The sequence below is a fragment of the Pseudarthrobacter sp. J1738 genome (assembly GCF_050490315.1).
Classification (GTDB): Bacteria; Actinomycetota; Actinomycetes; order Actinomycetales; family Micrococcaceae; genus JBNPEO01.
Window position 1 is genome coordinate 17,281 of record NZ_JBNPEO010000016.1, and the last position, 23,721, is coordinate 41,001.

24 protein-coding genes are annotated in these 23,721 nt (G+C 62.8%); 11 read left to right on the plus strand and 13 right to left on the minus strand.

Annotated features, from left to right (window positions below):
* Positions 1-21 precede the first annotated feature (21 nt).
* The 5 genes from ACQR35_RS14255 to ACQR35_RS14275 form a co-directional block, all read right to left on the minus strand.
* The gene (locus tag ACQR35_RS14255; protein ID WP_430270416.1) at positions 22-633 is read right to left on the minus strand and encodes a recombinase family protein; all 612 of its coding nucleotides are present in this window, start codon (positions 631-633) and stop codon (positions 22-24) included.
* Between the two features lie 106 nt (positions 634-739).
* Positions 740-1,552: an AAA family ATPase gene (locus ACQR35_RS14260; protein WP_193594591.1), complete on the minus strand. Its 813-nt coding sequence runs from the start codon at positions 1,550-1,552 to the stop codon at positions 740-742.
* A complete protein-coding gene (locus ACQR35_RS14265; protein WP_430270417.1) occupies positions 1,549-2,976 on the minus strand; it encodes a Mu transposase C-terminal domain-containing protein in 1,428 nt (475 codons plus the stop codon). Before ACQR35_RS14265 ends, ACQR35_RS14260 begins: the two co-directional genes overlap by 4 nt.
* A 41-nt stretch (positions 2,977-3,017) precedes the next feature.
* A complete protein-coding gene (locus tag ACQR35_RS14270; RefSeq protein ID WP_193594589.1) occupies positions 3,018-3,623 on the minus strand; it encodes a recombinase family protein in 606 nt (201 codons plus the stop codon).
* A gap of 177 nt (positions 3,624-3,800) precedes the next feature.
* A complete protein-coding gene (locus ACQR35_RS14275; RefSeq protein WP_430270418.1) occupies positions 3,801-4,754 on the minus strand; it encodes a LysR family transcriptional regulator in 954 nt (317 codons plus the stop codon).
* 106 nt (positions 4,755-4,860) lie between these two features.
* Between ACQR35_RS14275 and ACQR35_RS14280 the strand changes: the two genes are divergently transcribed.
* Together ACQR35_RS14280 and ACQR35_RS14285 are read left to right on the plus strand one after the other, a co-directional pair.
* Positions 4,861-6,048, plus strand: coding sequence for a TDT family transporter (locus ACQR35_RS14280; RefSeq protein WP_346958967.1), 1,188 nt, complete (start codon positions 4,861-4,863; stop codon positions 6,046-6,048).
* A gap of 69 nt (positions 6,049-6,117) precedes the next feature.
* Positions 6,118-6,744: a DUF3105 domain-containing protein gene (locus tag ACQR35_RS14285; RefSeq protein WP_316963966.1), complete on the plus strand. Its 627-nt coding sequence runs from the start codon at positions 6,118-6,120 to the stop codon at positions 6,742-6,744.
* Between the two features lie 209 nt (positions 6,745-6,953).
* On the opposite strand, the gene ACQR35_RS14290 is transcribed toward ACQR35_RS14285, so the two are convergent.
* From ACQR35_RS14290 to ACQR35_RS14325, 8 genes are all read right to left on the minus strand, one after another.
* Positions 6,954-8,138: a TniQ family protein gene (locus ACQR35_RS14290; RefSeq protein WP_430270419.1), complete on the minus strand. Its 1,185-nt coding sequence runs from the start codon at positions 8,136-8,138 to the stop codon at positions 6,954-6,956.
* Complete coding sequence (locus ACQR35_RS14295; RefSeq protein WP_430270420.1) at positions 8,135-9,049, minus strand: TniB family NTP-binding protein; 915 nt, start codon at positions 9,047-9,049, stop codon at positions 8,135-8,137. The genes ACQR35_RS14290 and ACQR35_RS14295 overlap by 4 nt, the downstream gene beginning before the upstream one ends.
* The gene (locus ACQR35_RS14300) at positions 9,046-10,719 is read right to left on the minus strand and encodes a transposase (protein WP_430270421.1); all 1,674 of its coding nucleotides are present in this window, start codon (positions 10,717-10,719) and stop codon (positions 9,046-9,048) included. Before ACQR35_RS14300 ends, ACQR35_RS14295 begins: the two co-directional genes overlap by 4 nt.
* Positions 10,720-10,979: 260 nt before the next feature.
* A complete protein-coding gene (gene lspA, locus ACQR35_RS14305; protein WP_430270422.1) occupies positions 10,980-11,489 on the minus strand; it encodes a signal peptidase II in 510 nt (169 codons plus the stop codon).
* Positions 11,486-13,432, minus strand: a complete 1,947-nt coding sequence (locus ACQR35_RS14310) for a heavy metal translocating P-type ATPase (RefSeq protein WP_430270423.1) — start codon at positions 13,430-13,432, stop codon at positions 11,486-11,488. The genes lspA and ACQR35_RS14310 overlap by 4 nt, the downstream gene beginning before the upstream one ends.
* The gene (locus ACQR35_RS14315) at positions 13,429-13,839 is read right to left on the minus strand and encodes an ArsR/SmtB family transcription factor (protein ID WP_430270424.1); all 411 of its coding nucleotides are present in this window, start codon (positions 13,837-13,839) and stop codon (positions 13,429-13,431) included. Before ACQR35_RS14315 ends, ACQR35_RS14310 begins: the two co-directional genes overlap by 4 nt.
* 622 nt (positions 13,840-14,461) lie before the next feature.
* Positions 14,462-14,977, minus strand: coding sequence for an N-acetyltransferase family protein (locus ACQR35_RS14320; protein ID WP_430270425.1), 516 nt, complete (start codon positions 14,975-14,977; stop codon positions 14,462-14,464).
* Positions 14,974-15,324, minus strand: a complete 351-nt coding sequence (locus ACQR35_RS14325) for an ArsR/SmtB family transcription factor (protein WP_430270426.1) — start codon at positions 15,322-15,324, stop codon at positions 14,974-14,976. Before ACQR35_RS14325 ends, ACQR35_RS14320 begins: the two co-directional genes overlap by 4 nt.
* Positions 15,325-15,470: 146 nt before the next feature.
* Between ACQR35_RS14325 and arsB the strand changes: the two genes are divergently transcribed.
* From arsB to ACQR35_RS14370, 9 genes are all read left to right on the plus strand, one after another.
* Positions 15,471-16,502: an ACR3 family arsenite efflux transporter gene (gene arsB / locus ACQR35_RS14330; protein ID WP_104109122.1), complete on the plus strand. Its 1,032-nt coding sequence runs from the start codon at positions 15,471-15,473 to the stop codon at positions 16,500-16,502.
* Positions 16,503-16,556: 54 nt separating this feature from the next.
* Positions 16,557-16,979: an arsenate reductase ArsC gene (locus ACQR35_RS14335; RefSeq protein ID WP_430270427.1), complete on the plus strand. Its 423-nt coding sequence runs from the start codon at positions 16,557-16,559 to the stop codon at positions 16,977-16,979.
* A gap of 14 nt (positions 16,980-16,993) precedes the next feature.
* Complete coding sequence (gene trxB / locus ACQR35_RS14340; RefSeq protein ID WP_430270428.1) at positions 16,994-17,965, plus strand: thioredoxin-disulfide reductase; 972 nt, start codon at positions 16,994-16,996, stop codon at positions 17,963-17,965.
* Positions 17,966-18,036: 71 nt separating this feature from the next.
* Positions 18,037-19,545 (plus strand): FAD-dependent oxidoreductase, encoded by a 1,509-nt coding sequence (locus tag ACQR35_RS14345; protein WP_430270429.1) that lies wholly within the window; start codon positions 18,037-18,039, stop codon positions 19,543-19,545.
* A 16-nt stretch (positions 19,546-19,561) separates the two neighbouring features.
* Positions 19,562-20,224: an arsenate reductase ArsC gene (locus tag ACQR35_RS14350; protein WP_430270430.1), complete on the plus strand. Its 663-nt coding sequence runs from the start codon at positions 19,562-19,564 to the stop codon at positions 20,222-20,224.
* A gap of 9 nt (positions 20,225-20,233) precedes the next feature.
* Entirely contained in the window at positions 20,234-20,755 is a 522-nt protein-coding gene (locus ACQR35_RS14355) for a universal stress protein (RefSeq protein WP_430270431.1), read from the plus strand.
* A gap of 15 nt (positions 20,756-20,770) precedes the next feature.
* Positions 20,771-21,190 carry a low molecular weight phosphatase family protein gene (locus tag ACQR35_RS14360; protein WP_430270432.1) on the plus strand — a complete coding sequence of 140 codons (420 nt, stop codon included), beginning with the start codon at positions 20,771-20,773 and terminating at the stop codon, positions 21,188-21,190.
* A gap of 300 nt (positions 21,191-21,490) precedes the next feature.
* Positions 21,491-22,213: a hypothetical protein gene (locus tag ACQR35_RS14365; protein ID WP_104108478.1), complete on the plus strand. Its 723-nt coding sequence runs from the start codon at positions 21,491-21,493 to the stop codon at positions 22,211-22,213.
* 586 nt (positions 22,214-22,799) lie between these two features.
* Positions 22,800-23,721 (plus strand): ISL3 family transposase (locus tag ACQR35_RS14370; protein WP_430269863.1); only part of this gene is annotated, 922 nt, incomplete at its 3' end.

Consider the following 23,721-nt stretch of genomic DNA (forward strand, 5'->3'; position numbering starts at 1 on the left):
CGGGGTCGAAAACGTTGATCTCTAGCGGGAAAGCAGCTTCTGGCCGTCCGGGCGCAGTTCACCCGCCGGCGACACGTGACGGTAGAGAGTCTGGCGGGTGACGCCGAGTTCGGCACAGAGCTCGCCGACTTTGGTGTCCGACTTTCCCATGGAGGCCAGGGCCAGCCGGAGTTTCGCGGGGGTCATCTTGTAAGGTCGTCCGCCGTTGCGGCCACGGGCCCGGGCGGAGGCAAGGCCCGCGAGAGTGCGTTCGGAAATGAGTTCGCGTTCGAACTCGGCCAAGGCGGCGAAGATCCCGAAGATCAGCTTCCCGGAGGCCGTGGTGGTGTCGATCGCAGCGCCCTGCCCGGTGATGACCTTGAGGCCGATGCCGCGATCAGTCAGATCGTGGACGATATTGACCAGGTGGCGCAGATCCCGTCCCAGCCGGTCGAGTTTCCAGACGACCAGGGTGTCGCCGTAGCGCAGGGCCTTGATGCAGGCGGCCAAGTGCGGGCGGTCATCCTTCTTGCCGGAGGCCCTGTCTTCGTAGAGGGAGCCCGCATCGACGCCGGCGGCCAGGAGTGCGTCGCGCTGCAGGTCGGTGCTCTGGGAGCCGTCGGCTTTGGAGACGCGCATGTATCCGACGAGCACGGTCTACTCCTTCGTCATATATACGTTCGTTTAAGTGACAGCGTGATTCCAAATCGTGTGACTGTTAGTTCGGAATGGCGGCTTTTCTGCAGGTCGGTTTGGCGGTTTAGGTGATTCCGATGACGAGTGTTGAGCGTGCAGCTTCGATGACGTCGTCGGTGATGGTGTTGAGCTCGTTGATTTTCATGACGCGCTCGACCTGTATGAAGAGCCGGTCGATGAGGCGGAAGTTTCCCCTGGTTATGCGGGCGACGGCGGCAATGGCCTGGGCGTCAGTGAAGTCGTCAGGGTCCAAGGCTTGCCCTAGCTTGTGCCAGCGGCGCTGCAGGACGAAATGCAGTTCTTCCTGTTCGAGGGGCCGGTATTCGTGGGCGAATCCGACACGGCTGTAGAGCTGGGGGTAGCGGCTGAACCATTTTTCGATCCCGGGCATGCCGATGAGGATCAGGGCTACGTTGTCGCGGTCATAGCGGTCGCGCAACAGTTCAAGGGCTGTGGCGTTGAGGCGTTCTGATTCGTCAATAATGAGCAGCTCGACATATTTATTGACGCGGGTGTGGGGCCCTGTCCCCTTGCCGATGTCTGACAGGTGTTGGTCCACGCAGATCGACACGCGTGTGCTGGTGTGCTCGATGTCCGCGTGTATCTGTTTGGGGGTGGTGAGCACGGCGGGGGTGTAGAAGACGGTGCGGGAGCGGGAGAGTGCGGCGTAGACCTGGTGATCGGATTCTTCCCGGGGTCCCCACTCCTCCAGTAGCTTCTGTGCCTTGTGCCAGTTGGCATAGCGTCTGGCGGAGAGGGTCTTTCCGATTCCGGCCTGCCCGTAGCAGATGCCGATCGTGTGCTGGCGGCGCACCGCGTCCGCGAACTCCACAAACCGGCGGTGCTCTTTGGTGGCGATGAAGCTTTGCGTGGTCACAGGTCATCCTCCAGGTATGTGCGTAGCTTTGGGCGCTTCGTGGGTTGCTCGACAGAGGGCGGCGCCGAAGCTGGCTTCGGTGACGCTAAATCCGGTAAGTGCCGGGCCACGACGGCGATGCGCTGGTTTATTTGTCCGCGCAGTTCGCGGCGTCTGGCCGAGCGTGCGGCCTGGATGTCCTTGAGGGTGAGGGTTGAGGTTTCGTGGTCGGGGTCTACGGCTTTGCAAATGAACTGGTTCTTGTGGAAGATGCGGATCTCTGTGATGTCCCGGGGGTCGTAGCGGACAATGACGGGTTCGCGGACGTAGGCGGCCAGCAGTGGGGAGACGTACCTGAGTCCTTGGAAGTGCACGCCGTCGCGGTGGACGATCCGCGGTTTGGCAACGGTCAACAGGAGCAGGTTCAGTTCGTCCATGGTTGCCGGGAGCCGGGGCAGCCAGCCGTCCCCTACCCAGGCTTGGTGCGGGGTCGCCTTGATCTCTGGATGCTTCCGCTGGTGATAGTCCTCGATGATGAAGCGGCCGATGGCGGCATCCAGCTCTTTGAGGGTCAGCACCGGCGCGGGCGGCGTGTAGCCGCGGGTCAGGTGTCCGGGCAGTTCGGCCAGCAGCTCCGTATTGACGGTGCCGAAGAAGCGTTCAATTTTTCCGCGTCCCTGGGGTCTTGCGACTGTTGAGTAGGTGATTTCGAAGTGGAGGTCCTTCGCCGTCTGGGTGAGGTGGTGGCTGGTGAAGTCTGAGCCGTGGTCGACGTAGAGGACGTCGGGGATCCCGCACATCGGCCACCCTGTGCCGGCTTTGGGCCAGATGGCCTGCCGCAGTGCCAATGCGGTGTTCAGGGCCGATGGCGCCCCGAGGAAGATGGTGTAGCCGCAGATCGCTCGGGAGTAATCGTCCACGATGGTGGTGAGCCAAGGGCGCGCCGGTTTCATGTTCGCGTTCAGCACGAGGATGTCCAGTTCGGTGTGGTCGGCCTGCCAGATCGCGTTCGGCCCCTCGGCCCGGTGCCGCCATGCCAATTCATAGGTGTCACGGTAAGCGGCCGTTCCCAGCTGGGCGAGTGTCTTCATGCCTGGGTCAAGGCCCGCGGTGATGGAGCGGACGGTGCTGTAGGAGAGGGGTGGCCAGCCGTGGTCGGCGGCGACGCGGTTGGCTTTGCGGGCGATGGCAGCCACAGATAGGGGCGGGTTCACCAAAGCCAGCCCTTCGACGAGTGCGACCAGCTCGGAGGTGCTCCTGCGTCGGGTGGTCCCTCGGTTTGCACTAGCCAGTCCGGCGATGCCGTTGCGTTTGTGGGCCGCGTGCCAGCGCTGCAGTGTCCGAAGTCCGATGCCTTCGTGCTCAGCAAGGGCAGTAAGGGGCACGCCGTCTTCGATATGCCGGCGAAGGATTCGCCAGCGCACCAACGCTGTCTGGTCAGGCATGGAGGCAGTGTTACCGGTGAGGGTACCGCTGCCTCCGGCCGTCACCGGACTGTTTTCTGCCCTGAACGGCGCCGCGGCACGGCAGGGGCCGGTTCGCGCCGGAGTGCCCGGTAGACGGTGGTCCGGCTGACGCCCAGAACCTCGCCGATCTTCTCGACCGTCATGTCCTTTTGCTCATACATCCGGCGGGCGGTCCGGAGCTTGTCCTTGGTCAGCAACGGGGGCCGGCCGCCAACGCGCCCGCGCGCCCGTGCCGCCTGAAGCCCTGCGCTAGTCCGCTCACGGATCAGGTCCCGTTCGAACTCCGCCAGCGCCGCGAACACATGGAAGACGAGACGTCCGCCCGAGGAAGTTGTATCGATCGCCTCCTGCAGGGACCGGAACCCGATGCCACGCTCCTGGAGATCGGCGAGCTGGTCAATCAGATGTCGGATAGACCGGCCAAGCCGGTCCAGCCGCCACACAACCAAAGTGTCCCCGGGCCGCAGCTGATCCAGAACCTTGGTCAGTTCCGGCCGGGACTCCAGAGACCCGGAAGCCGTGTCCGTGAAGATGCGGTAGCAGCCGGCCGCCTTCAACGCGTCCTGCTGCAGAGCCGCGTCTTGGTCCCCGGTCGATACCCGGGCGTAGCCCAACAGATGTCCCATGCGCCCAAATGTACCAATACCCGTCAACCAGCAGAAGAACCGGCACATAGAATTCGGCACTAAGTTCCGCTACAAAATTCGGGGGTGCATTGAACCTCTTCAATGAGTCGGCTGGGTTGTAGCAAATACGGTCGTTTTAGGCAGCCGAACCTCCCTACTTCGCGAAGTCGCCTGGTTTCATGACTTACGGCGGGTGCCGGCTCCCGGGACAGCTCCGGCGGCGATGGCTGCCAGGTCACGGGCCGGTCCGGGCGGTGGTGTGGGGCCGGTCTGCCAAAGGGCGGTCAGGGTGCGGCGCAGGGGTAGCCCGCGGACGGGAACGGCGATGAGCCGTTGCAGGGCGAGGTCGTCGCGGACGGCCAGTGCGCTGAGTACTCCGGGGGCTGTGCCGGCTGCGATGGCGGAGCGGACGGCAGCTGTCGTGGAGAGTTCCACCAGCGGATCTGCCAGGGGCGGGGCCCCTGCGGTGGTAAGCAGGTGTTCGAGGGCGTCCCGGGTTCCGCTGCCGTGTTCCCGGGTGACCAGCGCGGTTGTAGCCAGTTCGGCTGCTGTGACGGGGGTCCGGCGCCGGGCCCAGGGGTGGTCCGGGGCGACGACCACGACCATGTCATCGTTCTGTACCGCCGCTGCGCTCAGGTCCGGGGGAAGGTGCGGGCTTTCGATGAAGCCGATGGCTGCCTGACCGGATCGGACCAGGGCTACGGTGGCTTCACTGTTGTTCACCGTCAGCTCCACGACGGTGGGGACGAGTCCGAGGCTCTCCTGCTGGCGGCGCAGCGCGACCAGCCAGAGCGGCAGCAGGTGTTCGGCGATGGTCTGGCTGGCCGCGACCTTTAGTTGCCGGGCGGTGTCGGATCGGAGCGAGGCGATTCCGGCGTCCAGGCGTTCCGCGGCTGCGAGGACCTCCGCCGCCCACCCTGCGACCAGTGCACCTGATTCTGTCAGGGTGGATCCCCGCGGTGTCCGGGTCACCAGGGCGGATCCGATCTGGGACTCCAGGGAACGCATCCGGGAGGAGACAGCCTGCTGGGACAGTCCAAGGCGTTTCCCGGCGGCGGAGAGGGATCCCAGATCATGGACCGCGGCGAGCATTTCCAGGGCGGAGAGATCCGGTATCCGGGGGCTGAGCATCGGGGAATCTCCTTCAGAAACGTCACATGTGGTACAAGTCCGGCTTGTACCCTGACAAGTGTATGCCCCCTACTGCGGCAGGTCCCGGTCCGGGAGCATGGAAGGTATGGAATCTCTGCTGCTGACCGCCGACGAACACCACTCCACACCACCGGCACAGACCCGGGGCGGCCGCACCGGGGGCCGGCGCGTCCTGCGCCGTCTGGATAGGCCCTCGGAGCTGTTCGCGAACCTGACCCCGAACTGGTTCGCCTCCATCATGGGTACCGGGATCGTCGCGACCGCCGCCGCGACGCTGCCCCTGCAGTTTCCCGGCCTGCGCACTGGCGCCACCGTCGTCTGGGCTCTGGCGTCCCTGCTGCTGATCCTGCTGAGTGCCGCGACCGGGGTGCACTGGATCCGGCACCGGGAAACCGCCCGAAGCCACCACAGCCATCCGGTGATGGCGCACTTCTACGGCGCACCGCCCATGGCGCTGCTCACCGTCGGCGCCGGTACCCTGCTGCTGGGCAAAGACGTCCTGGGCGAACAGCTGGCACTCGGCATCGATACGGTGCTCTGGATCGCCGGGACCCTGCTGGGGCTGGCCAGCGCCGTCGCTGTCCCGTACCTGCAGTTCAGCCGGCACCAGGTCACACAGGACAGTGCGTTCGGCGGCTGGCTTATGCCCGTCGTCCCGCCCATGGTTTCGGCCTCCACCGGGGCCCTGCTGCTGCCCTACGTCCCGGCCGGGCAAGCACGCCTGACCCTGCTGATGGGCTGCTACGCGATGTTCGGACTGAGCCTGCTGGCCTCCATCATCATCACCACACTGATCTGGAACCGCCTCGCCGGGCATAAGATCGGGGCCGCCGCGGCAGTGCCCACCTTGTGGATCGTGCTGGGCCCGCTGGGCCAATCCATCACCGCCGCGAACCTCCTGGGCGGGAACGCCCACCTCGCCGTGTCCGGGACCCTGGCCCGGGCGATGGAAGCCTTCGGCGTCTTGTACGGGGTGCCGGTTCTGGGCTTCGCGCTCATGTGGGCCGCCCTCGCAACCGCCATCACGATCCGCACCGCCCGTCAGGGCCTGCCGTTCTCCCTGACCTGGTGGTCCTTCACCTTCCCCATCGGAACCTGCGTCACCGGCCTGACCGGCCTCGCCGCCCACACCCACCTCGCCGTGTTCGACGCAATGGCCGTCGCAGGCTACACCCTGCTGGTCGCCGCGTGGATCATCGTCGTCGCGCGGACCTTCCACGGCAGCATCCTCGAAGGCACCCTCTTCCAGAAGCCCGCAACGACCGCACCGTAGGCGGGCCGCAGCGGACCAGCAACCCGTCACGCAAACAAGCAACCGTTAACAGCGCCCGAAGGTGGCCTCATGAAACCCCGGACAACACCCGGTTCACAGCAACGCTCACCCACCAACACAAAAGGGTCCAGGTCGCCCGCCCGATTGCAGCGGCCATTGATCGCCGTCGGCGTGCCACTCCTCCTCGCAGCCGGCGCGCTCACCTACGGGCTCACCGCAAACGGCAGCGGTCAACCGACCCCGTCAGCAGAGAAGGGCCCGACCATGATCGAAGGAGTCATCAGCTATGCCGGCCTGAGCAGGAACCACGTCCAGACCGCGGTGACCTATCCGCAACGTCCCGGCGTCGGCGGAGACCACTCACCGGTGTGGACGAACTGCGGAGCCTACGACCGGCCCGTGCAGGAAACCCGGGCAGTGCACTCCCTTGAACACGGTGCCGTCTGGATCAGCTACCAACCCGGGCTTCCCGCCGATGACATCGCCAAACTCGCCCGGCTTGCAACCAACCAGAGCCACGTGTTGGTCAGTCCCTTTCCCGGACAGGGATCCCTCATCGAAGCAACCGCCTGGGGAAAACAACTAAGCGTCACAGACCCGGCAGATCCGCGGCTGTTCGCATTCATCAAAGCATTTCAGCAGGGTCCGCAGACACCCGAACCCGGCGAGACCTGCAGCGGCGGAGTCAACGGATAAATCAGGAGACATACCGCCGCTCGACCGGTCAGCCCCCAACGCGCGCTGTCCCATGATCTGCCGCTCACCCGTTGATGGCTCCCGGGCGGGACGACAAACCGCCAATCTAAACTGCGATTTAACCGCCAACTCCGACTAAAAGTCACAAAATCGAAGTGGAATCGGAATATGTCACTTAACCCGTTATTTATTCTACGTCAGGCAAAGGGTCATTGATTCTCTGTTTGTGACAAAAAGTCCAGGGGTATCTGAAGCTCGGCGAAGGTTTCCCGGAGACTGCCCACGGATTCTTCACTCCGGCATCCGTACCGTGCGAAGTCGTAGAGCTGCTGCGCGACGAGCGGGTCTACTTTGGCTGCTGCGATGCAGACTTCCAGTGCGTCCGTTGTCTGCTTCCAGAGCTCATCGAGAGTCGGCTTCTCCTGGGCGGTTGCTGTCAGTGGTCCACGCGGGGTTCCGTCGCTGATCCGGGGGTTCGGTTCGGGACGCAGGAGGTGCGCGGAGGTACCCAGAGCAGTCAGTGAGCCCGCTTCGATCAGTTCCATCGCGGCGGCGGCTGCTTCGAGCAGCTGCTGCTGGGCAGTCCAATGAAGGGTCTCGAACGGCTGCCACGAATACAGGCCAGCCCGAAACGGGTGACCGCAGTGTTCCCAGACACGACGAACGTCGTCCAGTTGCCGGCCATATCGTCCCTGCGCGGTGGTGAGTTCGTCCAGGAGGGTCCGCAGCAACCGGAACCAGATGCCGGCGTGAACCGGATACCGGGGAAGGTCAACGGAACCGGTCGTTATTGCCTGCCAGGTCCGCCGGTCCATGAGGGACACCGACTCCGGCAGCGGCCGCTGGTCATGGGCGGGAGTTGCCCACAGAATGTAATCCGGAGGGTGTCCTTCGTAGGTTTCGAGCCGGCGCCCGTGTACCAGGCAGCTGGCCATGAGCGGCAATTGCCAGACGAGCAGGAGCGCCGGGCTGGATTCCAGGCAGTCCGGGCATCCCCGCCGCGCCCCGATTTCCGGCAGCCATGGCAGCCACTTCCGCGGAGTATAGATATTGCGCCGATTCGGTGGCAGGAGCACCGAGAGCTGGTGCACATAGGTTTCGTAAGTGCCGGGGGCGGGGTCGAGGCTGTCGATGAGCCATGGCACCCATCCGGCCATGGTCATGGCGTTTACGCGTTGTTGGTCAAGGCCGGTGCGCTTGGCTAGCTCTTCGAGCAGGTGCGTCGGCGGGTTCAGATCCAGCTCGGGGTCGCTGAGTTCCCTTTGGCCCAGTCCGTGTTCGAGCAGCGCGTAGGAATACATGCCGTAGCTGGCGGCGATCCGACGCAGCCAGGAGGACAACGATTCCATTTCTACAGGTGCCGGGTGCAGGGGCCAGCGTTCCGGTGGTCTCATCTGAGTTCGCGTTCGAACTTCCGGCGCCGGACGCTGGGACCGTCGTATTCGGCCAGCGTCAGCGTCCGGTGGTTGATGGATTCTTCGCCGCTGTCCACGGCGGCTACTGCGGCTTCGGTCAGGAGCGACGTGAGCTCCCCGATGGTGCCCTCGCTGCGGGTGAGGAGGTAGCGGGCCATGTCATCGGCCGCCAGATTCGAGCGCGTGCGCAGCGGGAACGAGGATGCGAAGCTGGCCAGCAGGGACAACAGGTCGGCATCGGCCTCCCACAAGGGCAGCGTCACGGGCTCAAACCGGTTTTCGAGCTGGTCATCGGAACGGATCGCAAGATAGGCCTCACGGGTCCCGACCCCCACCAGAGGGATCCGCAGCTCGTTTCCCAGGAAGCGCAGCAGATTCAGGAATTCACGCCGGACATCGGCCCGGCCGGCCAGCACATTATGCAGTTCGTCAATCACCAGAATCCGCACACCGACGCGCCGCAGCACAGCGAGGGTGAGCTGTTCCAGGTCAGCTACGCGCCGGCGCGGTCCCGGGGGCGCACCGAGCGCGGCGAGGACGGCCGTGTAGAACCGCGGGACGGACGGTTCGGAGGACATCTGGACACACAGGACCGGAATGTGTTCCTGATCTGCGGTGGAGTGTGCCGGGTGCTGGCGGTGAAACCGTTCAATGATCATGGACTTGCCGTTGTTGGTCGGTCCGATCAGCAGGAGGTTAGGCATGCGTTGTTTGCCGGGCCAGTCATAGAGTGTTCCGAGCCGGGTGAGAGTCTGCACGGCCCGGGGGTAGCCGATCCAGCGGTCCGCCCGAATGCGCCGGATCCGTTCCTCCGCCGGCAGGCGCGCCATAGCCTGCGCCCAGGGCTGGAGATGGGACAGATCCGGTGGCGGGTAGTCATCGATGTTCACCACTGCTCGACCTCGTCAAAAGGACGGGGTGCCGCCTCGTCCTTCGTGGGCGGGAGCATTTCATCAGGTGGAGCCGACGGGTTCTTCACGGGTCCGGCGGCCTGGAGGTGGCGCCGCCGTTGCAGGTCCCGGCGTGACCTGCGGGTTTCTTTTTGGGCCGTGGCGGTGATCTCGCGCATCTGATCCATCATGCGGAACAGTGCTTCCTCGTTGACCTGGTCATGTCCCTGTTGACGGAGCCGCGCCAGCGCCTGCCGGTGTTCCCACAACGTCACCGCCGGGTGGGAAACGGTGCGGTATGGGACTTCCACATAGGCCGTTCCTTCCGGTTCCAGCACCCAGACCCTGCTGATGTCCCGCGGATCCCGCCGGATGATGAATTTTTCCTCCCGGTCCCGCCGTGCGATCCAGGGTTTTAGCACGTTCGCGAAGTAGTGGACATGGTCGATGACGAAACCGGTGCGGGTGATTCGGCGCCGGATGACCGGCAGGAAATCCACGAGAAACGCGGCGGGATGCGCAACGACAGGCTGCGCACCGAACTCTCTCACGCCCTCGTCCCAGCGCCCGGCGGGTGTCTGGTTCAGGGATCCGTGGATGCTGCCGTGGTAGCCGGCGACAGCCAAGGCCAGCCAGCGTTCCAGCTCCGTCAAGGTCAGGGCGGACCTTTTGTCCGCATCGTAACCGCCCCGCTGTCCCGGGTTCGAGAAAGTCGTCCCGGGCAGTTCATGGACCCGCTGCATCACCGTGCCGATGATGCGCTCCACGATGCCGCCGTAGTGCGGTCGCCCGAGTGGCCGGTAACTGAGTTTGATGCCGTGCTGTTCGCAACCGCGGCGCAACGCCTCGCTCTTAAATTCCGAAGCGTTGTCTAAATAGAGTGCGCAGGGTTTGCCGCTCATCGGCCAGGCCGCGTCCACGGCCAGGGCTTCCAGCCAGGGCCGCTTGTCACATGCCATGTGCGCGATGCACAACCCAACCGACACCGCAGACGGCGCCTCCAGGGTCACGACCATTCCCAGAATGCACCGGCTGTAGTCATCGATAGCAACCGTCAGAAAGGGCCGGCCGATGGGCTGCCGGTCCCTGTCATCGACGACAATCAGGTCAATCACGGTGTGATCGATCTGGACCTGGTCCAACGGGGCCACGATGTCCGGCACCTTCCCGCCGGCCGACTGCAAGGACCGGGCGGCGTCGCTGCCCTCACGCCTGCGCCTGACTTCCACGGGATGCAGCGCCTCGATCCGGAGGGCGACAGTATTCCTTGCCGGCGCGGTCAACCCCTGCGTCTTGCATTCGCGCACAATTTGGCGGTGCACGACCGCGAGGGACGGCTTTTGCTTCGTCAGGTAAGCCTTCCGGATGACTTCCCGGATCACGGCTTCCACAGGCTCCGGCAGGCGCCTGCCTCCCCGGCCACCGGCGGAGCGGCCCGGGGCCAGGTCCGTCAACAGGCCGGCGCCCTTTCGACGCCGTCCGATGAGGGTGTAGACCTGCCGTCGCGACAATCCCAATTCTTCGGCCGCGCTGTCCGCCGCCCCGTGGGTGACCGTGGCCATCGCCGCCAAAGGGGCGATGACCTCGTCCTGCTGGCGCAGGCGCTCCCAAGCCTCATCCGACATGCCCAACAGACCCCGCTCCAGGATCTGCGGGTCATTCGATGTCATGACGAGCGCGGACGGTGCAGACGACTCTTGACCATGATTCAGGCTAGTGCAGGCGGCTTCTGATGGAAATGCCGGCAGTGCAGATTACTTCTGACAAACGGATGTCAACAGTCCTGTGCACCGGGGCCATACTTCCGCATGAAGTGGTGCAGACGACTTCTGAAAACGACACAGCGGCTGGTGTGCCCGGTGGAGGACCGTCTTACGGGACGTCGGCGGTTCAGTTTCGCCAGCATGTCAGCGCGCATGCGCAGAGGTGGTCAGCCGCCGTCCTTGGAAGGGGCGGCACGAAGCGCTCCGAGTGCATACAGAACAACTCCCGCTGTGACAAACACATCTGCCAGGTTGAAGGTGGCGAACCACCCGGTGTGCAGGTAGTCCACCACGCCGCGCCCGTCCAACCGGTCCATGAAATTGCCGAACGCCCCGCCGAGCAGCAACGTTGCACCCGCCCGGGACATTCTGCTCATGGCTGGTGCCGAGGAAACCGCATACCAGGTCAGTCCGGCGATGATCAGCCCGGTGACCGCCACGATGACCCAGGCGGGAAGGTCCGCGCCAAAACTGAACGCGACGCCCGGATTATAGAGCAACCGGAGGTTGATCAGCCCCAGGTCGATTACCTGGCCGTTGGAAAGCAAGCTTTCGGCCAATGCCTTGAGGGCCAGATCCACGCAGACCAGCACAACGGCTCCAAGCAGCATCGCGGCCCTGACAATACGTGCGGTTCGAACCTGCGCCGAGGAACGAGCCACAAGTTGGCCGGTCATGCCGAGGGTTCCAGGATCGAGGCTGGCTGCACGGTCTGTAGCGCGGTTTTGCGGCGGAGCCGACCGGCCCGGACACCGTTGGCAATCACGACGATTTCGGCCAGTTCGTGGATCAGGACCACCGCTGCCAAGCCGAGCACCCCAAAGAGTGCCAGAGGGATCAGTGCGGCAATCAGCAGCAGCGACAGGCCCACGTTCTGGAGCATGATTCGACGGGTGTTGCGTGCATGGTCCAGGACCTGTGGCAGGTGATTCAAGTCTCCGCCCATCAGCGCGATGTCTGCGGTTTCGATGGCCACGTCTGTACCCATGGCCCCCATGGCAATGCCGGTATCTGCCGTTGCCAGGGCTGGCGCGTCATTGACTCCGTCCCCGACCATTGCGGTCGGCTGCCGGGACTTGAGGGTGCGGATGATCTCCGCCTTGTCCTCCGGGCGCAGGTCCGCATGGACTTCGGTGATGCCCGCTGCCTTGCCCAGGGCCGTTGCGGTGATGACGTTGTCCCCGGTGAGCATGACCGTGGTGTATCCGGAGGCCGTGAGCTTGGCGATGACCTCGCGGGCCTCGGGGCGCAGTTCGTCACGGACGCCGATGGCACCGATGACCTGTCCGTCGTCCTCGATGAGCACAGCGGTGGCTCCGGCGCGCTGCATCCGCTCTATGTCCGGGGCCAAGGCACCGGGATTGATCCAACCTGGGCGGCCGAGCCGGACACTTCTGCCCTCTAGCTGCCCTTCCAGGCCCGCCCCGGGAATCGTGTCCACGTCGGTGACCGATGCCCGGCCGGTGGTCGAGGCGAGGATGGCGCGGGCGAGTGGGTGTTCGCTGCGGGCTTCCAGGCCTGCTGCGAGGGCAAGGACTTGTTCCCGGGTCGCGGAACCGGGGCCCATGACCTCGATCACCGAAGGCTTGTTCCGGGTCAGGGTTCCGGTCTTGTCCAGGGCGATGGTGCGGATCTTCCCCAGGGTTTCCAGGGCACCGCCGCCCTTGATGAGTACACCGATCCGGCTGGCAGCGCCAACGGAGGCCACCACGGTCACGGGCACGGAGATGGCCAGCGCGCAGGGCGAGGCAGCCACCAGCACGACCAGGGCGCGTTCGAACCACAGGGCCGGTTCCCCGACGATGAAGCCGAAGACGATGATCAGGGCCGCGGCGATCAGGATGCCCGGGACCAGTTTCTTGGCGATGGAATCGGCCAGACGCTGGCCCGGACCCTTGCGGGACTGCTCCGCTTCCACGATGTGCACGATCTTGGCCAGCGAGTTGTTCTCTGCGGTGCTGGTGACTTCAACCTCAAGCGGGCCGGTGCCGTTGATGGAACCGGCATAGACCTCGGAGCCGGGGCCGGCCTCGACGGGGACCGCTTCGCCGGTCAGTGCCGAGGTGTCCAGGGAGGTGCGTCCGGTGATTACCCGCCCGTCGGTGGCCAGGCGTTCCCCGGGCCTCACAACCATGCGGTCCCCGGGGATCAAGGTGGAGGGGGACACGGTGGTTTCGATGCCGTTGCGCAGGATTCGTGCCTCGGCCGGAATCAGGTCCAGCAGTGCCCGGAGGCCCCGCCGGGTCTTCGCCAGCGAGTATTCCTCAAGTCCCTCCGAAATTGCGTACAGGAAGGCCAGCATCGCGGCTTCCTCGAACTGGCCCAAGGCGACAGCGCCAACGGCGGCGATTGTCATCAGCGTACCGACGCCGATCTTTCCCTTGAACAGGCGTCGGAGAGTAGAGGGCACAAACGTCCAGGCGGCAACCAGCAGCGCACCGAGCTCAAGCGGAAGCGTTACGAACCGGGGGCCTCCGGCCAGCGAGATGATCCATCCGGCGAGCAGCACCACCCCGGCCACCGCAGCAGCTCGGACCTCGATTACCTGCCAGAACCCCAGAGCTTCTTCGGCTTCACCGGTTTCGGTTGTCTCGTCGCTGCATCCGCAGGCGTCGCTCATCGGGCGTTCTCCTTTTCAATCATTGGGGCTGTGGGGCTGTGGGGCTGTGGGGCTGTGGTGCTGTCGGGGCCGTAGTTCGGGCAGAGGCTGACAGCGTTGCCGGTGGCGGCAAGCAGGATCTCGGCCTGGGCGAGCATATCCATCAGCTCCGGGCGGGACAGCGAGTAGTACACGCTGCGGCCCTCGGAGCGTCCCTCGACCAGGCCGCAGTCGCGCAGGCAGGCCACGTGCATCGAGGCCGTGGACTGGGCCAGGCCAAGTTCGCGGGTGAGGTCACTGACGCGCACCTCACCGTGGGCCATGCGCTTGACGATCTTCAATCGAATCGGGTCACTAAGGGAATGGAACAAGGCAGCAGCGGGGTCCAGCCCGCACGCGTCCACCGGAGCATCTTGATTGATCAGCATTGCATGATGATATCTCAATTTGCTGATCATAGGTTGACATGCCCAGCCGCAACGGGCCACCGTAGCGCCCATCCCGATAGAACATGAGCGCTTGGTGCGGTCGGTTCATGATCGCAAATCTTGAACAACCGTCGCGGTCAAGGTTCCCCCTTGCGGACAGTGCGGCGAAGTGCGGAGGGCTGTGGATAGAAGTGCTGACGACTTCGGAAACTGACAGTTTTGAAAATTTCAGAAGTCGTCAGCACACGCTCCGGTGAGGGACCGGCTTGCGGGCCGGCTCTGGATACCTATCCGGACAGACCCCTTGCGGGACGGTGCGACTATTCTCGTGGCGAAGAAGAGTACTTGCAGGTTCCCCGCGAAACAGTATGAACCGAGAGTCATTGCGTTTGGGGTGCGACATTTACCTCTGAAAAAAATGAGATTTAGCGCTGAAAACCACAGCGCTCGGTGTCCTGAACTGGCAATGATCTGGATGGGGCGGCGATATAGTTGCTCGTTGGCCATTAGGGGGAAGCGATGCCGACTTCTCTTGATTCTCCGTTTCGCCATGCTTGCCCCGGGCAGCCTAACCAAGGTGTCGGGTACTGATGCACGTTTTGAGGAAGTCGATTTGTGGAGGTTAGAGGCGCAGTTCGTAGAGGATGGTGTCGCGCCATTGCCCGGCCGAGGGGCCATGGCTCATCTTGGCTATTCGTTCGCGGCGCCCAATCTCGCGAAATCCTGTTTTGATGTGGAGTGCACGGCTGGCCGTATTTTCGGTGAAGATTCCGGATTGGATCGTCCAATAGCCGTTAGCTTTGGCTCGCGAGATCAGGTCTTGGAGCAGCTGGGTTGCGATGCCCCTACCTGCTTGGGTTTGATCAATGTATACGGAGTGTTCGACGACGCCGCTATAGACGGCCCTGGTCGAGGTGGGTGACGCGGCGGCCCATCCAATGACAATCCCCTTGGCGTCTTGAGCGACGATGCAGAGTTCCGGGATCCTGGTGGACAGAAATTCATCCTTGGCTGGCACGTGTTCTTCGAAGGTTGCGTTACCGGTGGCTATTCCCTGGGCGTAAATGCCCTGGACGGCGTCCCAGTCACTGTCAACCATGGGGCGGATCTGCAGCTCAGGCCCTTGGGCTAAGGTCACAGCCCGGTGATGATCAGGGCGGCGCGTTCAAGGGCTCCCGGCACAACGGAGTAGTACGCCCAAGTGCCGCGTTTTTCCCGCTCCAACAATCCGGCATCGACCAGGATCTTCAGATGGTGGGAAACGGTGGGCTGACCCAAATCCAAGGGTTCGGTGAGGTCACAGACACAGGCTTCACCGCCGTCGCCCGCCTTGACGATGGAGAGCAGCCGCAGCCGGTTCGGATCAGAAAGCGCCTTCAGGATCCGTGCAGACTCCTGAGCGTCTGCAGTGTTGAGCACGGGACGCCCGCTGGGTTCGCAGCAGACTTGCTCGGTGCCTGTCTCGATCGTTAATGCAGTGTTCATGTAACCATTATGCCCTTAGATTGACAATTGTCGATATAGGGGTAAATACTTCTTGTATCGACAATCGTCAATCTTACGCTTAACTGGCTAGGAGCCTTGTGAGTACCAAGACCACCACCCCTTCCTTTTCCGGCGAGGCCGCCGTCATGGGCAAGCTCTCCACTCTGGACCGCTATCTTGCGGTGTGGATCATTGCCGCCATGGCAGCTGGGCTGCTGTTGGGACGTTTCGTTCCCGGCCTGAACACAGCCTTGGACTCGGTGAAGATTGGTTCCGTTTCACTGCCCATCGCCATCGGCCTGCTGGTCATGATGTACCCGGTCTTGGCGAAGGTTCGCTACAACGAAACCGGCCGTGTTCTGGCGGACCGGAAACTGATGATCACTTCGCTGATTATCAACTGGGTTGCGGCGCCGGCGTTCATGTTTGCTTTGGCGTGGATCTTCGTCCCTGACCTACCGGAGTATCGGACGGGCTTGATCATTGTGGGACTGGCCAGGTGTATTGCCATGGTCATGATCTGGAATGATTTGGCTTGTGGTGACCGCGAGGCCGCCACCGTGCTGGTGCTGATCAACTCCGTATTTCAAGTCTTCGCTTTCGGCGTCCTGGGTTGGTTCTATCTTCAGGTTCTACCGGGCTGGTTGGGACTTCCGACGACGTCGGCTGACTTCTCTTTCTGGGCCATCACCGTCTCGGTGCTGATCTTCTTAGGGATTCCTCTGTTGGCAGGTTTCCTGACCCGCACGATTGGGGAGAAGGCTAAGGGCCGTGACTGGTACGAGGGTAAGTTCTTGCCCAAGCTGGGCCCGTGGGCACTGTACGGTCTGCTCTTCACGATCGTGCTGTTGTTCGCACTCCAGGGAGAAGCCATCACCTCCAAGCCGCTGGACGTGGTCAGGATCGCGCTTCCGCTGCTGGTGTACTTCGTGGTCGTCTTCGCCGCGGGCATGGTGATCGGCAGGGTCCTGAACCTGGGTTACGCGAAGACCACCACCCTGGCCTTCACCGCCTCGGGCAACAACTTCGAGCTCGCCATCGCTGTCGCGATCGGAACCTATGGTGTCACTTCCGGACAGGCCTTGGCCGGCGTCGTCGGACCCCTCATTGAGGTGCCCGTACTGGTTGCCCTGGTCTACGTCGCCCTGTGGGCACGCAAACGATTCTTCACCAACTAGCCATTGCCGCTTTGCCTCAACGTCCCTCAAACTTTCCTTCAGGAGCATGATCCAATGAGCAACACTGAAACCATCAAGAAGCCCTCCGTACTCTTCGTTTGCGTGCATAACGCTGGCCGGTCACAGATGGCCGCCGCCTACCTGAGCACCCTCTCCAACGGTGCGATCGAGGTCCGATCCGCGGGTTCCCAGCCTGCCGCCTCGGTTAATCCGGCCGCTGTGGAGGCCATGGCGGAAGAGGGCATTGACATGTCCACCGAAATCCCCAAGATTCTCACCACAGGCGCGGTGAAGGAGTCCGACGTCGTGATCACCATGGGCTGCGGGGACACGTGCCCGATCTTCCCCGGCAAGCGCTACGAAGACTGGGAACTCGAAGACCCGGCAGGGCAGGGTGTGGACTCCGTCCGCCCGATCCGGGATGACATCAAGGCCCGCATCCAGGCCCTCATCGCCGATCTTCTCCCCGCCAACTAGAAAAGGGCCCTGTCTTGACTGAACAAATCATCATTATTGGCTCCGGCCCCGCTGGTTACACGGCCGCGATCTACGCCGCCCGCGCCGGGCATGCGCCGCTGGTCATCGCCGGCGCCGTTACCGCCGGTGGGGCGCTGATGAACACCACCGAGGTGGAAAACTTCCCTGGCTTCCCGGCTGGCATTCAGGGCCCGGAACTCATGGACAACCTCCAAGAGCAAGCCGAACGATTCGGTGCCCGCATCATCTTCGATGACGTCACCGCCACCACCCTGAACGGTCACCTCAAGTCCGTCACGACGGCAGGCGGGGAGAGCTTTGAGGCGCCGGCCATCATCTTGGCCACCGGCTCCGCCTACAAGGAGCTCGGCCTGCCGGAAGAGAAGAAGTTCACCGGCCACGGCCTGTCGATGTGCGCGACCTGCGACGGATTCTTCTTCCGCGAACAAGACATCGTTGTTGTTGGTGGCGGCGATTCCGCCATGGAAGAAGCGACGTTCTTGACCCGCTTCGCCAAGTCCGTCACGCTGATCGTTCGCCGTGATGAGCTCCGGGCCTCGAAGATCATGGCGCAACGGGCCATCGAGAACCCGAAGATCCGCATCATGTACAACAGCGCCGTCACCGCCATTCACGGTGAGGACAAGGTATCCGGTGTCACCGTGTGCGACACGGTCACCGGCACGGAGCAAGACCTTGCGGTTACGGGTGTCTTTGTCGCCATCGGCCATCTGCCCCGCACCGAGCTGGTTGCTGGGCAGATCGATTTGGACGAGAACGGGTACATCCGGGTTCAGGCACCAACTACGCACACGAACCTCGAGGGCGTGTTTGCCTGCGGCGACGCCGTGGACTCCCGATACCGGCAAGCCATCACCGCCGCCGGTACCGGGGCCGCCGCCGGCCTGGACGCCAAGAGCTACCTCGCTGCCTTGGAGGACCGCCACAGCACCACGGCCAGCATCGCTGAACCCGCCCTCGCCTAAACACCGCCTGGCAGGGCCCTCACCAACCGCTTACGAAACTAATTGTGAATATCTCAAGGAGAACCACGAACGTGACGACTCAACGAAACGACCTGCCCGTAGCCATCATCGGCGCCGGCCCGATCGGCTTGGCCGCAGCCGCGAACTTGATCGAACGCGGCATCTCGCCCCTGATCTTTGAAAAGGGCGCCGGCGTGGGTGCGGCCATTCGCCAGTGGGGGCACATCCGTCTGTTCTCCTCCTGGGAGCACAATATCGATCCGGCTTCACGGCGCCTGCTCGAGCCCACCGGCTGGACCGAGCCGCGCCTCACGGCCCTGCCCTACGGCGCCGAGCTCGTGGAGCAATACCTCAACCCCCTTGCTGCCGTGCCGGCGATCAGTGCTGCGCTGCGTACATCCTCGACGGTGACGGCTGTGAGCCGAGTCGGCATGGATAAGACCCACTCCCGTGACCGTAACGAGCAGCCCTTTTTGGTCCGGGTCGCAACCGCTGACGGGACCGTGGTTGATCACCATGTACGCGCCGTGATCGACACCTCCGGCACGTGGGCGCAGCCCAACCCGTTGGGGCAGGCAGGCCTTCCCGCCCCCGGTGAGACCGAAGCCATCACTGCCGGCCTGATCACCGGGCCCTTGGCTGATGTCACCGGTGCTGACCGTGCCCGCTTCACCGGCAAACACGTGCTCGTCATCGGAGCTGGGCACTCCGCCGCGAACACCCTCATTTCCCTAGGCCAGCTGGCCAAGAATGAGCCCGGTACCCGCATCAGCTGGGCCGTGCGCGGCGCTGACGCGTCCCGCCTCTACGGCGGCGGGGACCTCGACGGCCTGCCTGCCCGCGGTCAGCTCGGCACCCGGCTGCGCGGCCTGGTGGAAGAGGGGCACATCGAGCTGCACACCTCCTTCACCACCACCGCCTTCTCCACTACGGATCAGGGATTGGCCGTCACTGGCAGCACCCCGGACGGGGACGTGACATTGAACGTGGACCTACTGATTCCCGCCACCGGTTTCCGTCCCGATCTGGATATCCTGCGCGAGATCCGTCTGGAACTGGACCCGATCGTGGAGGCACCCCGGGATTTGGGGCCGATGATCGATCCCGAGTTCCATTCTTGTGGCACCGTCCCAGCCCACGGGGCCAAGGTCCTGGCACACCCGGACAAGGACTTCTACATTGCCGGGATGAAGTCCTACGGCCGCGCCCCGACCTTCTTGATGGCTACCGGCTACGAGCAGGTCCGTTCCATCGTCGCCGCCGTGGCCGGAGACCAGAGGGCCGCCGATCAGGTCCACCTTGAACTGCCCGAAACCGGTGTCTGTTCTACCGATCTTGGTGGTAGCTGCGATCTCCCAGCAGTAACCGGCACAGAGCAGGACATGGCAGCAGATTCTTGCTGCGCCACACCTGAGCCCGTCGTTCTTGGCCTGCCCACCGTTGGTGGGTGCGGTGCCCCCGCCGAAGACACCACCGCGGCGCAGGAAGCAGTATCATCATGCTGCGCCGCCCCGGAACCTGTCCTTATTGGAATCCCTACAGGACTGGCCCACGGCCGCTCCGCCACCATCACCGACTAAAGGAAATGAGTCAGCCATGACCGAGCCCCGCAAGAGCGTACTGACAGGCCTCAGGGACGACACCGCCGTCTTGGAGCGGATCAGTGAAGACCTGACACAGAAATTCACGGGCATCTTCGCCGCAGAGACGGTCGAGCGCTACGTTTTCGAGTCCTACACGGCCCTGGCCAGGACATCACGGATCCGCACCTACCTGGCATCGACCACGGCCCGTTTCGCAGCCGACCGGCTCAGGGCCTTGGCCCAGGCCAAGGGCGCCATCGCTCACGACGTGCCCGAAGTTCTCTTTGTCTGTGTTCATAACGCCGGGCGCTCCCAGATGGCAGCGGCGTTGCTGAACAAGCACGCCCAGGGCGCTGTGCACGTCCGCTCCGCAGGGTCCGCACCCGTGGCCGAGCTCGAACCCTCCGTCGTGGCAGCAATGGAGGAGGCTGGCATTGATCTTTCCGAGGAATTCCCCAAACCACTGACCGATGACGTGGTGCGGGCCGCCGACGTCGTGGTCACCATGGGGTGCGGGGATTCGTGCCCGATCTACCCCGGCAAGCAGTATCTTGATTGGAAGATCGAAGACCCGGCCATGAAGGACTTGGCAGGGGCCAGAGAAATCCGGGATGAGATCGACCTGCTGGTCCGGGAGCTCCTGACCGAGCTCACCACCGTCAAAAAGGAAAACTAAGAGGGCATCATGAGCGAGCAACCAGCCAGGGCAGGGTTTAGTGGTTCACCAGTCATCGTCGGGGTCATCCCCGATCAAGACCCGGCAGTGTGGGCCAGGGCCCTGGAACTGGCCGAAAGCCGCTCGGTACCACTCATCGCGGCGTTCGTGGACCCTGCCAGCTACCTGATCGAATGGACACCAGGGAACAAGGTCCTGCCGATCTCACTGGAACCCGTCATTGAACCAGACGATGAAACCGCTGTTGCGGCAGCAGAAATCAAAGAAACCCTCACCACCGCAGCAGCAGGCCATGACGTGGACTGGTCGTTGCGGATCATTGGCGGCGACCCCGCCCTCGCCCTAGGCCGCCTGGCCGAAGCGGTCGGTGCGGCCACCATCGTCATCGGTGCCCGGCGCCCAGGATTCATGGCGAAAGTCGATGAACTCGTCTCCGGTTCCCTCATGCACCGCCTCCTCACCACCCAAACCGTCCCGGTCCTGGGTATCCCTTCCCCCGATGTGCAACGTCACTTCCACTCCCATGGCTGAAAGTAGAACCACTCGATGAGCAACAAACCAGGCGTACTCTTTGTGTGCGTGAAAAATGGTGGCAAGTCTCAAATGGCCGGCGGCCTCATGCGCCACCTCGCAGGCGACACCGTCACCGTCTACACCGCAGGAACGAAACCCGGTCCATCCTTGAATGCCCAGTCCGTGGAATCCCTGACCGAGCTTGGCATCGACATCAGCGGCGAACGAACCAAGCCCATCACGGCCGAGATGCTCGCCAATGTCGGTCTGATCATCACCCTGGGCGGCGAGGCCGTGGTGGATCCTGTCCAGGGGATTGAGATCCGCAACTGGGACACCGATGAACCCTCCAGACGCGGCATCGAAGGCATGGAACGCATGCGCCTAGTCCGCGACGACATCAGGGGTCGCGTCGAAGCCTTGGTCGAAGAAATCAGCGCAACCAACAACTAATAGCAGGGCACACTCATGCTCCATTGGATGGCGATGCCCAGCAGCTGGCCTTGACCGCCTCTGCTGGTTTTCTCCTGTTGCGCCGCTGTTCCTAAAACGGACCGTTTATGACACACCGGTGCGGATTTGATCGCTTCGTGGCAGTGTCCTGTGATCAGTTGATGTTGCACCTGCGCCCGCAAAACAATTCCTCAGTGCGCCATTTTAAGTCGATGTGAGGCGGCGAATGTCTTCGGGAACCAGGGGGGAGGCCGGAGAATTATTCGGATCAGGTACCGTGGGATGCGAGGAGGTACATTCATGACTGTGAAAGCTGCACACATGGTGTCAAAGGGCTATATCCGGGAGTGGGCAGACGCGAAGAACATTGTCGACGTGCTTGATCTCCAGGACGGTCGAGGGTATCGCTCCTCATACAACAAAGCCACAGTCGTAAGCTACGGCTACGACGCCAAAATCCTCACCCGTGACCTCGAGTTGGACTACTCGCATATTGAAAACAGTGGAACCCCGGCGATCGTCAAACTGCGTAACGGAGACCCATTGACGGCGGCTGAACAAAGCGCCGTCATCGCGTTCCTTGACATGCACCTTGATCGGGGGAGGTATGCGGATAAAACTAAGATTCGTGTTCCCGCCATGGTGTTGAAAGCCGGAGGACGAATCGAAGATGCAGAGCTTGCCCTCGGAGATATGTTGCTCCTGTCACAGTCCTTTCAGGATGTCCTCAGGCTGACCGCTCTTGGGCTTGAACATTGGCCGTGGCAGATAAGAGAAGAAATGGGCCTTGCAACCGGAGACGGCGGGGTCCTCCTTTGGCGGCAACCCGACGGTGCTGAAATCTCCACAGTCTCCTTTCCACTCTCCCCGACCCAACTGCTTGTGATCGGTCAAGACCTCGCTGAAGATGCTCCTCTAAATTCGCGGCTTGCAGGGAACAGCAGGCGGTGGATCGTCGGAGAAAAGGGAACGCTCGATTTAAGTATGGCGGCGGTTATTGCGGCTCGACGATCTCAGGGATGATCTTCCCGCTTTGGGTGCTGCCATACTGGCAACGGTCACAATCGATTAGACCATGGATACCCGTTCTTGCATCCAACCTCGGTAAGGATTCTTCTGGATTCTGTTGCATGGCATGCTGAGGGTCTGACTTGAAGCTGTCTGCAGTTGGTGGCGAACAAGAGGATACAACCGACTCGCCATAAACACGCCAGAATCAGCGACAATTGCCGACTGTTTAGTACCCTTCATTGTTGCAAGTGACCCTCTAGAGCAAACGATAATGCGGAGTATTGGCAAGTCAAAATCATCCTCTCAGCCTAAAGCGGGGGTCATCGGTTCGAATCCGATAGGGGGCCCAGAAAGCCCGGAAACACGCGGTTTTTAGGTACGAAAATGGCCCCTTTTAGGGGTCATTTTCAACTTAACCCGCCATAAACACTCCATAAACCCTCCAGATTGAGGCCCGTTTTCCCGGCTCTTCCGAATCCAGAGTGTAGTCAGCGCTGCCGGGTGTGAAGTCCGGGGCGGGGAACTTGGTTCGGTGTAGGTGAGGGCCTTGGTAGAGAATCAGATTGTCTAGATCGAAATTTTCTACAGCAAGGCCCTCGTGTTCAACGCTACCTTTCAATGCCCTGACCTGACTACTTTTTGCCGTCTTGATGGCCTCGGACTCGAGGTGACCGGGCAGTATGTCCGTCCGGATCGTGCTGTTCTTGCTTGCCGTGTTCTCGCTCCTGATCAGTGGTGCCACAGGTGCGGATGCCAGGGCGTCTCCCGGGATACTGTGACGCGCGAACTGGGTCATGAACCTTTCGGTTGGCGACCCACCACGTTGCTGGTGCGTATCCGCCGTTACCAGTGCACCGGTTGTGGGCATGTGTGGCGCCAAGACACCACGAAAGCGGCCGAGCCCAGGGCTAAGCTCTCCCGTCGAGGGCTGCGTTGGGCGTTGGAAGGGATCGTGTGCCAACACCTCACCGTGGCCCGGATCGCTGAAGGCCTTGGCGTCACCTGGAACACCGCGAACAAGGCTGTTCTCGCCGAAGGAAGACGTGTGCTGATCGATGACCCACACCGCTTTGACGGGGTGAAAGTCATCGGTGTTGACGAGCATGTTTGGAGACATACTAGGCGCGGGGATAAGTACGTCACCGTCATCATTGACCTCACACCGATCAGGGACGGAACCGGTCCTTCCCGCTTGTTGGACATGGTCGAAGGACGTTCGAAACAAGTCTTCGCCACGTGGCTGCAGGGACGCCCACAGGCATGGCGAGACAGTGTTGAGGTCGTCGCCATGGATGGGTTCTCCGGCTTCAAGAGCGCCGCGGCCGACGAGCTGCCCGACGCTGTCCCGGTCATGGACCCCTTTCATGTCATACGCCTGGCAGGGGATGCGTTGGACCACTGCCGCCGACGCATCCAACAGGCAACGTGCGGGCACCGCGGACGTGCTGGCGACCCGCTCTATAAAGCACGACGCACATTGCACACCGGTGCAGATCTACTGACTGAGAAACAAAAAACAC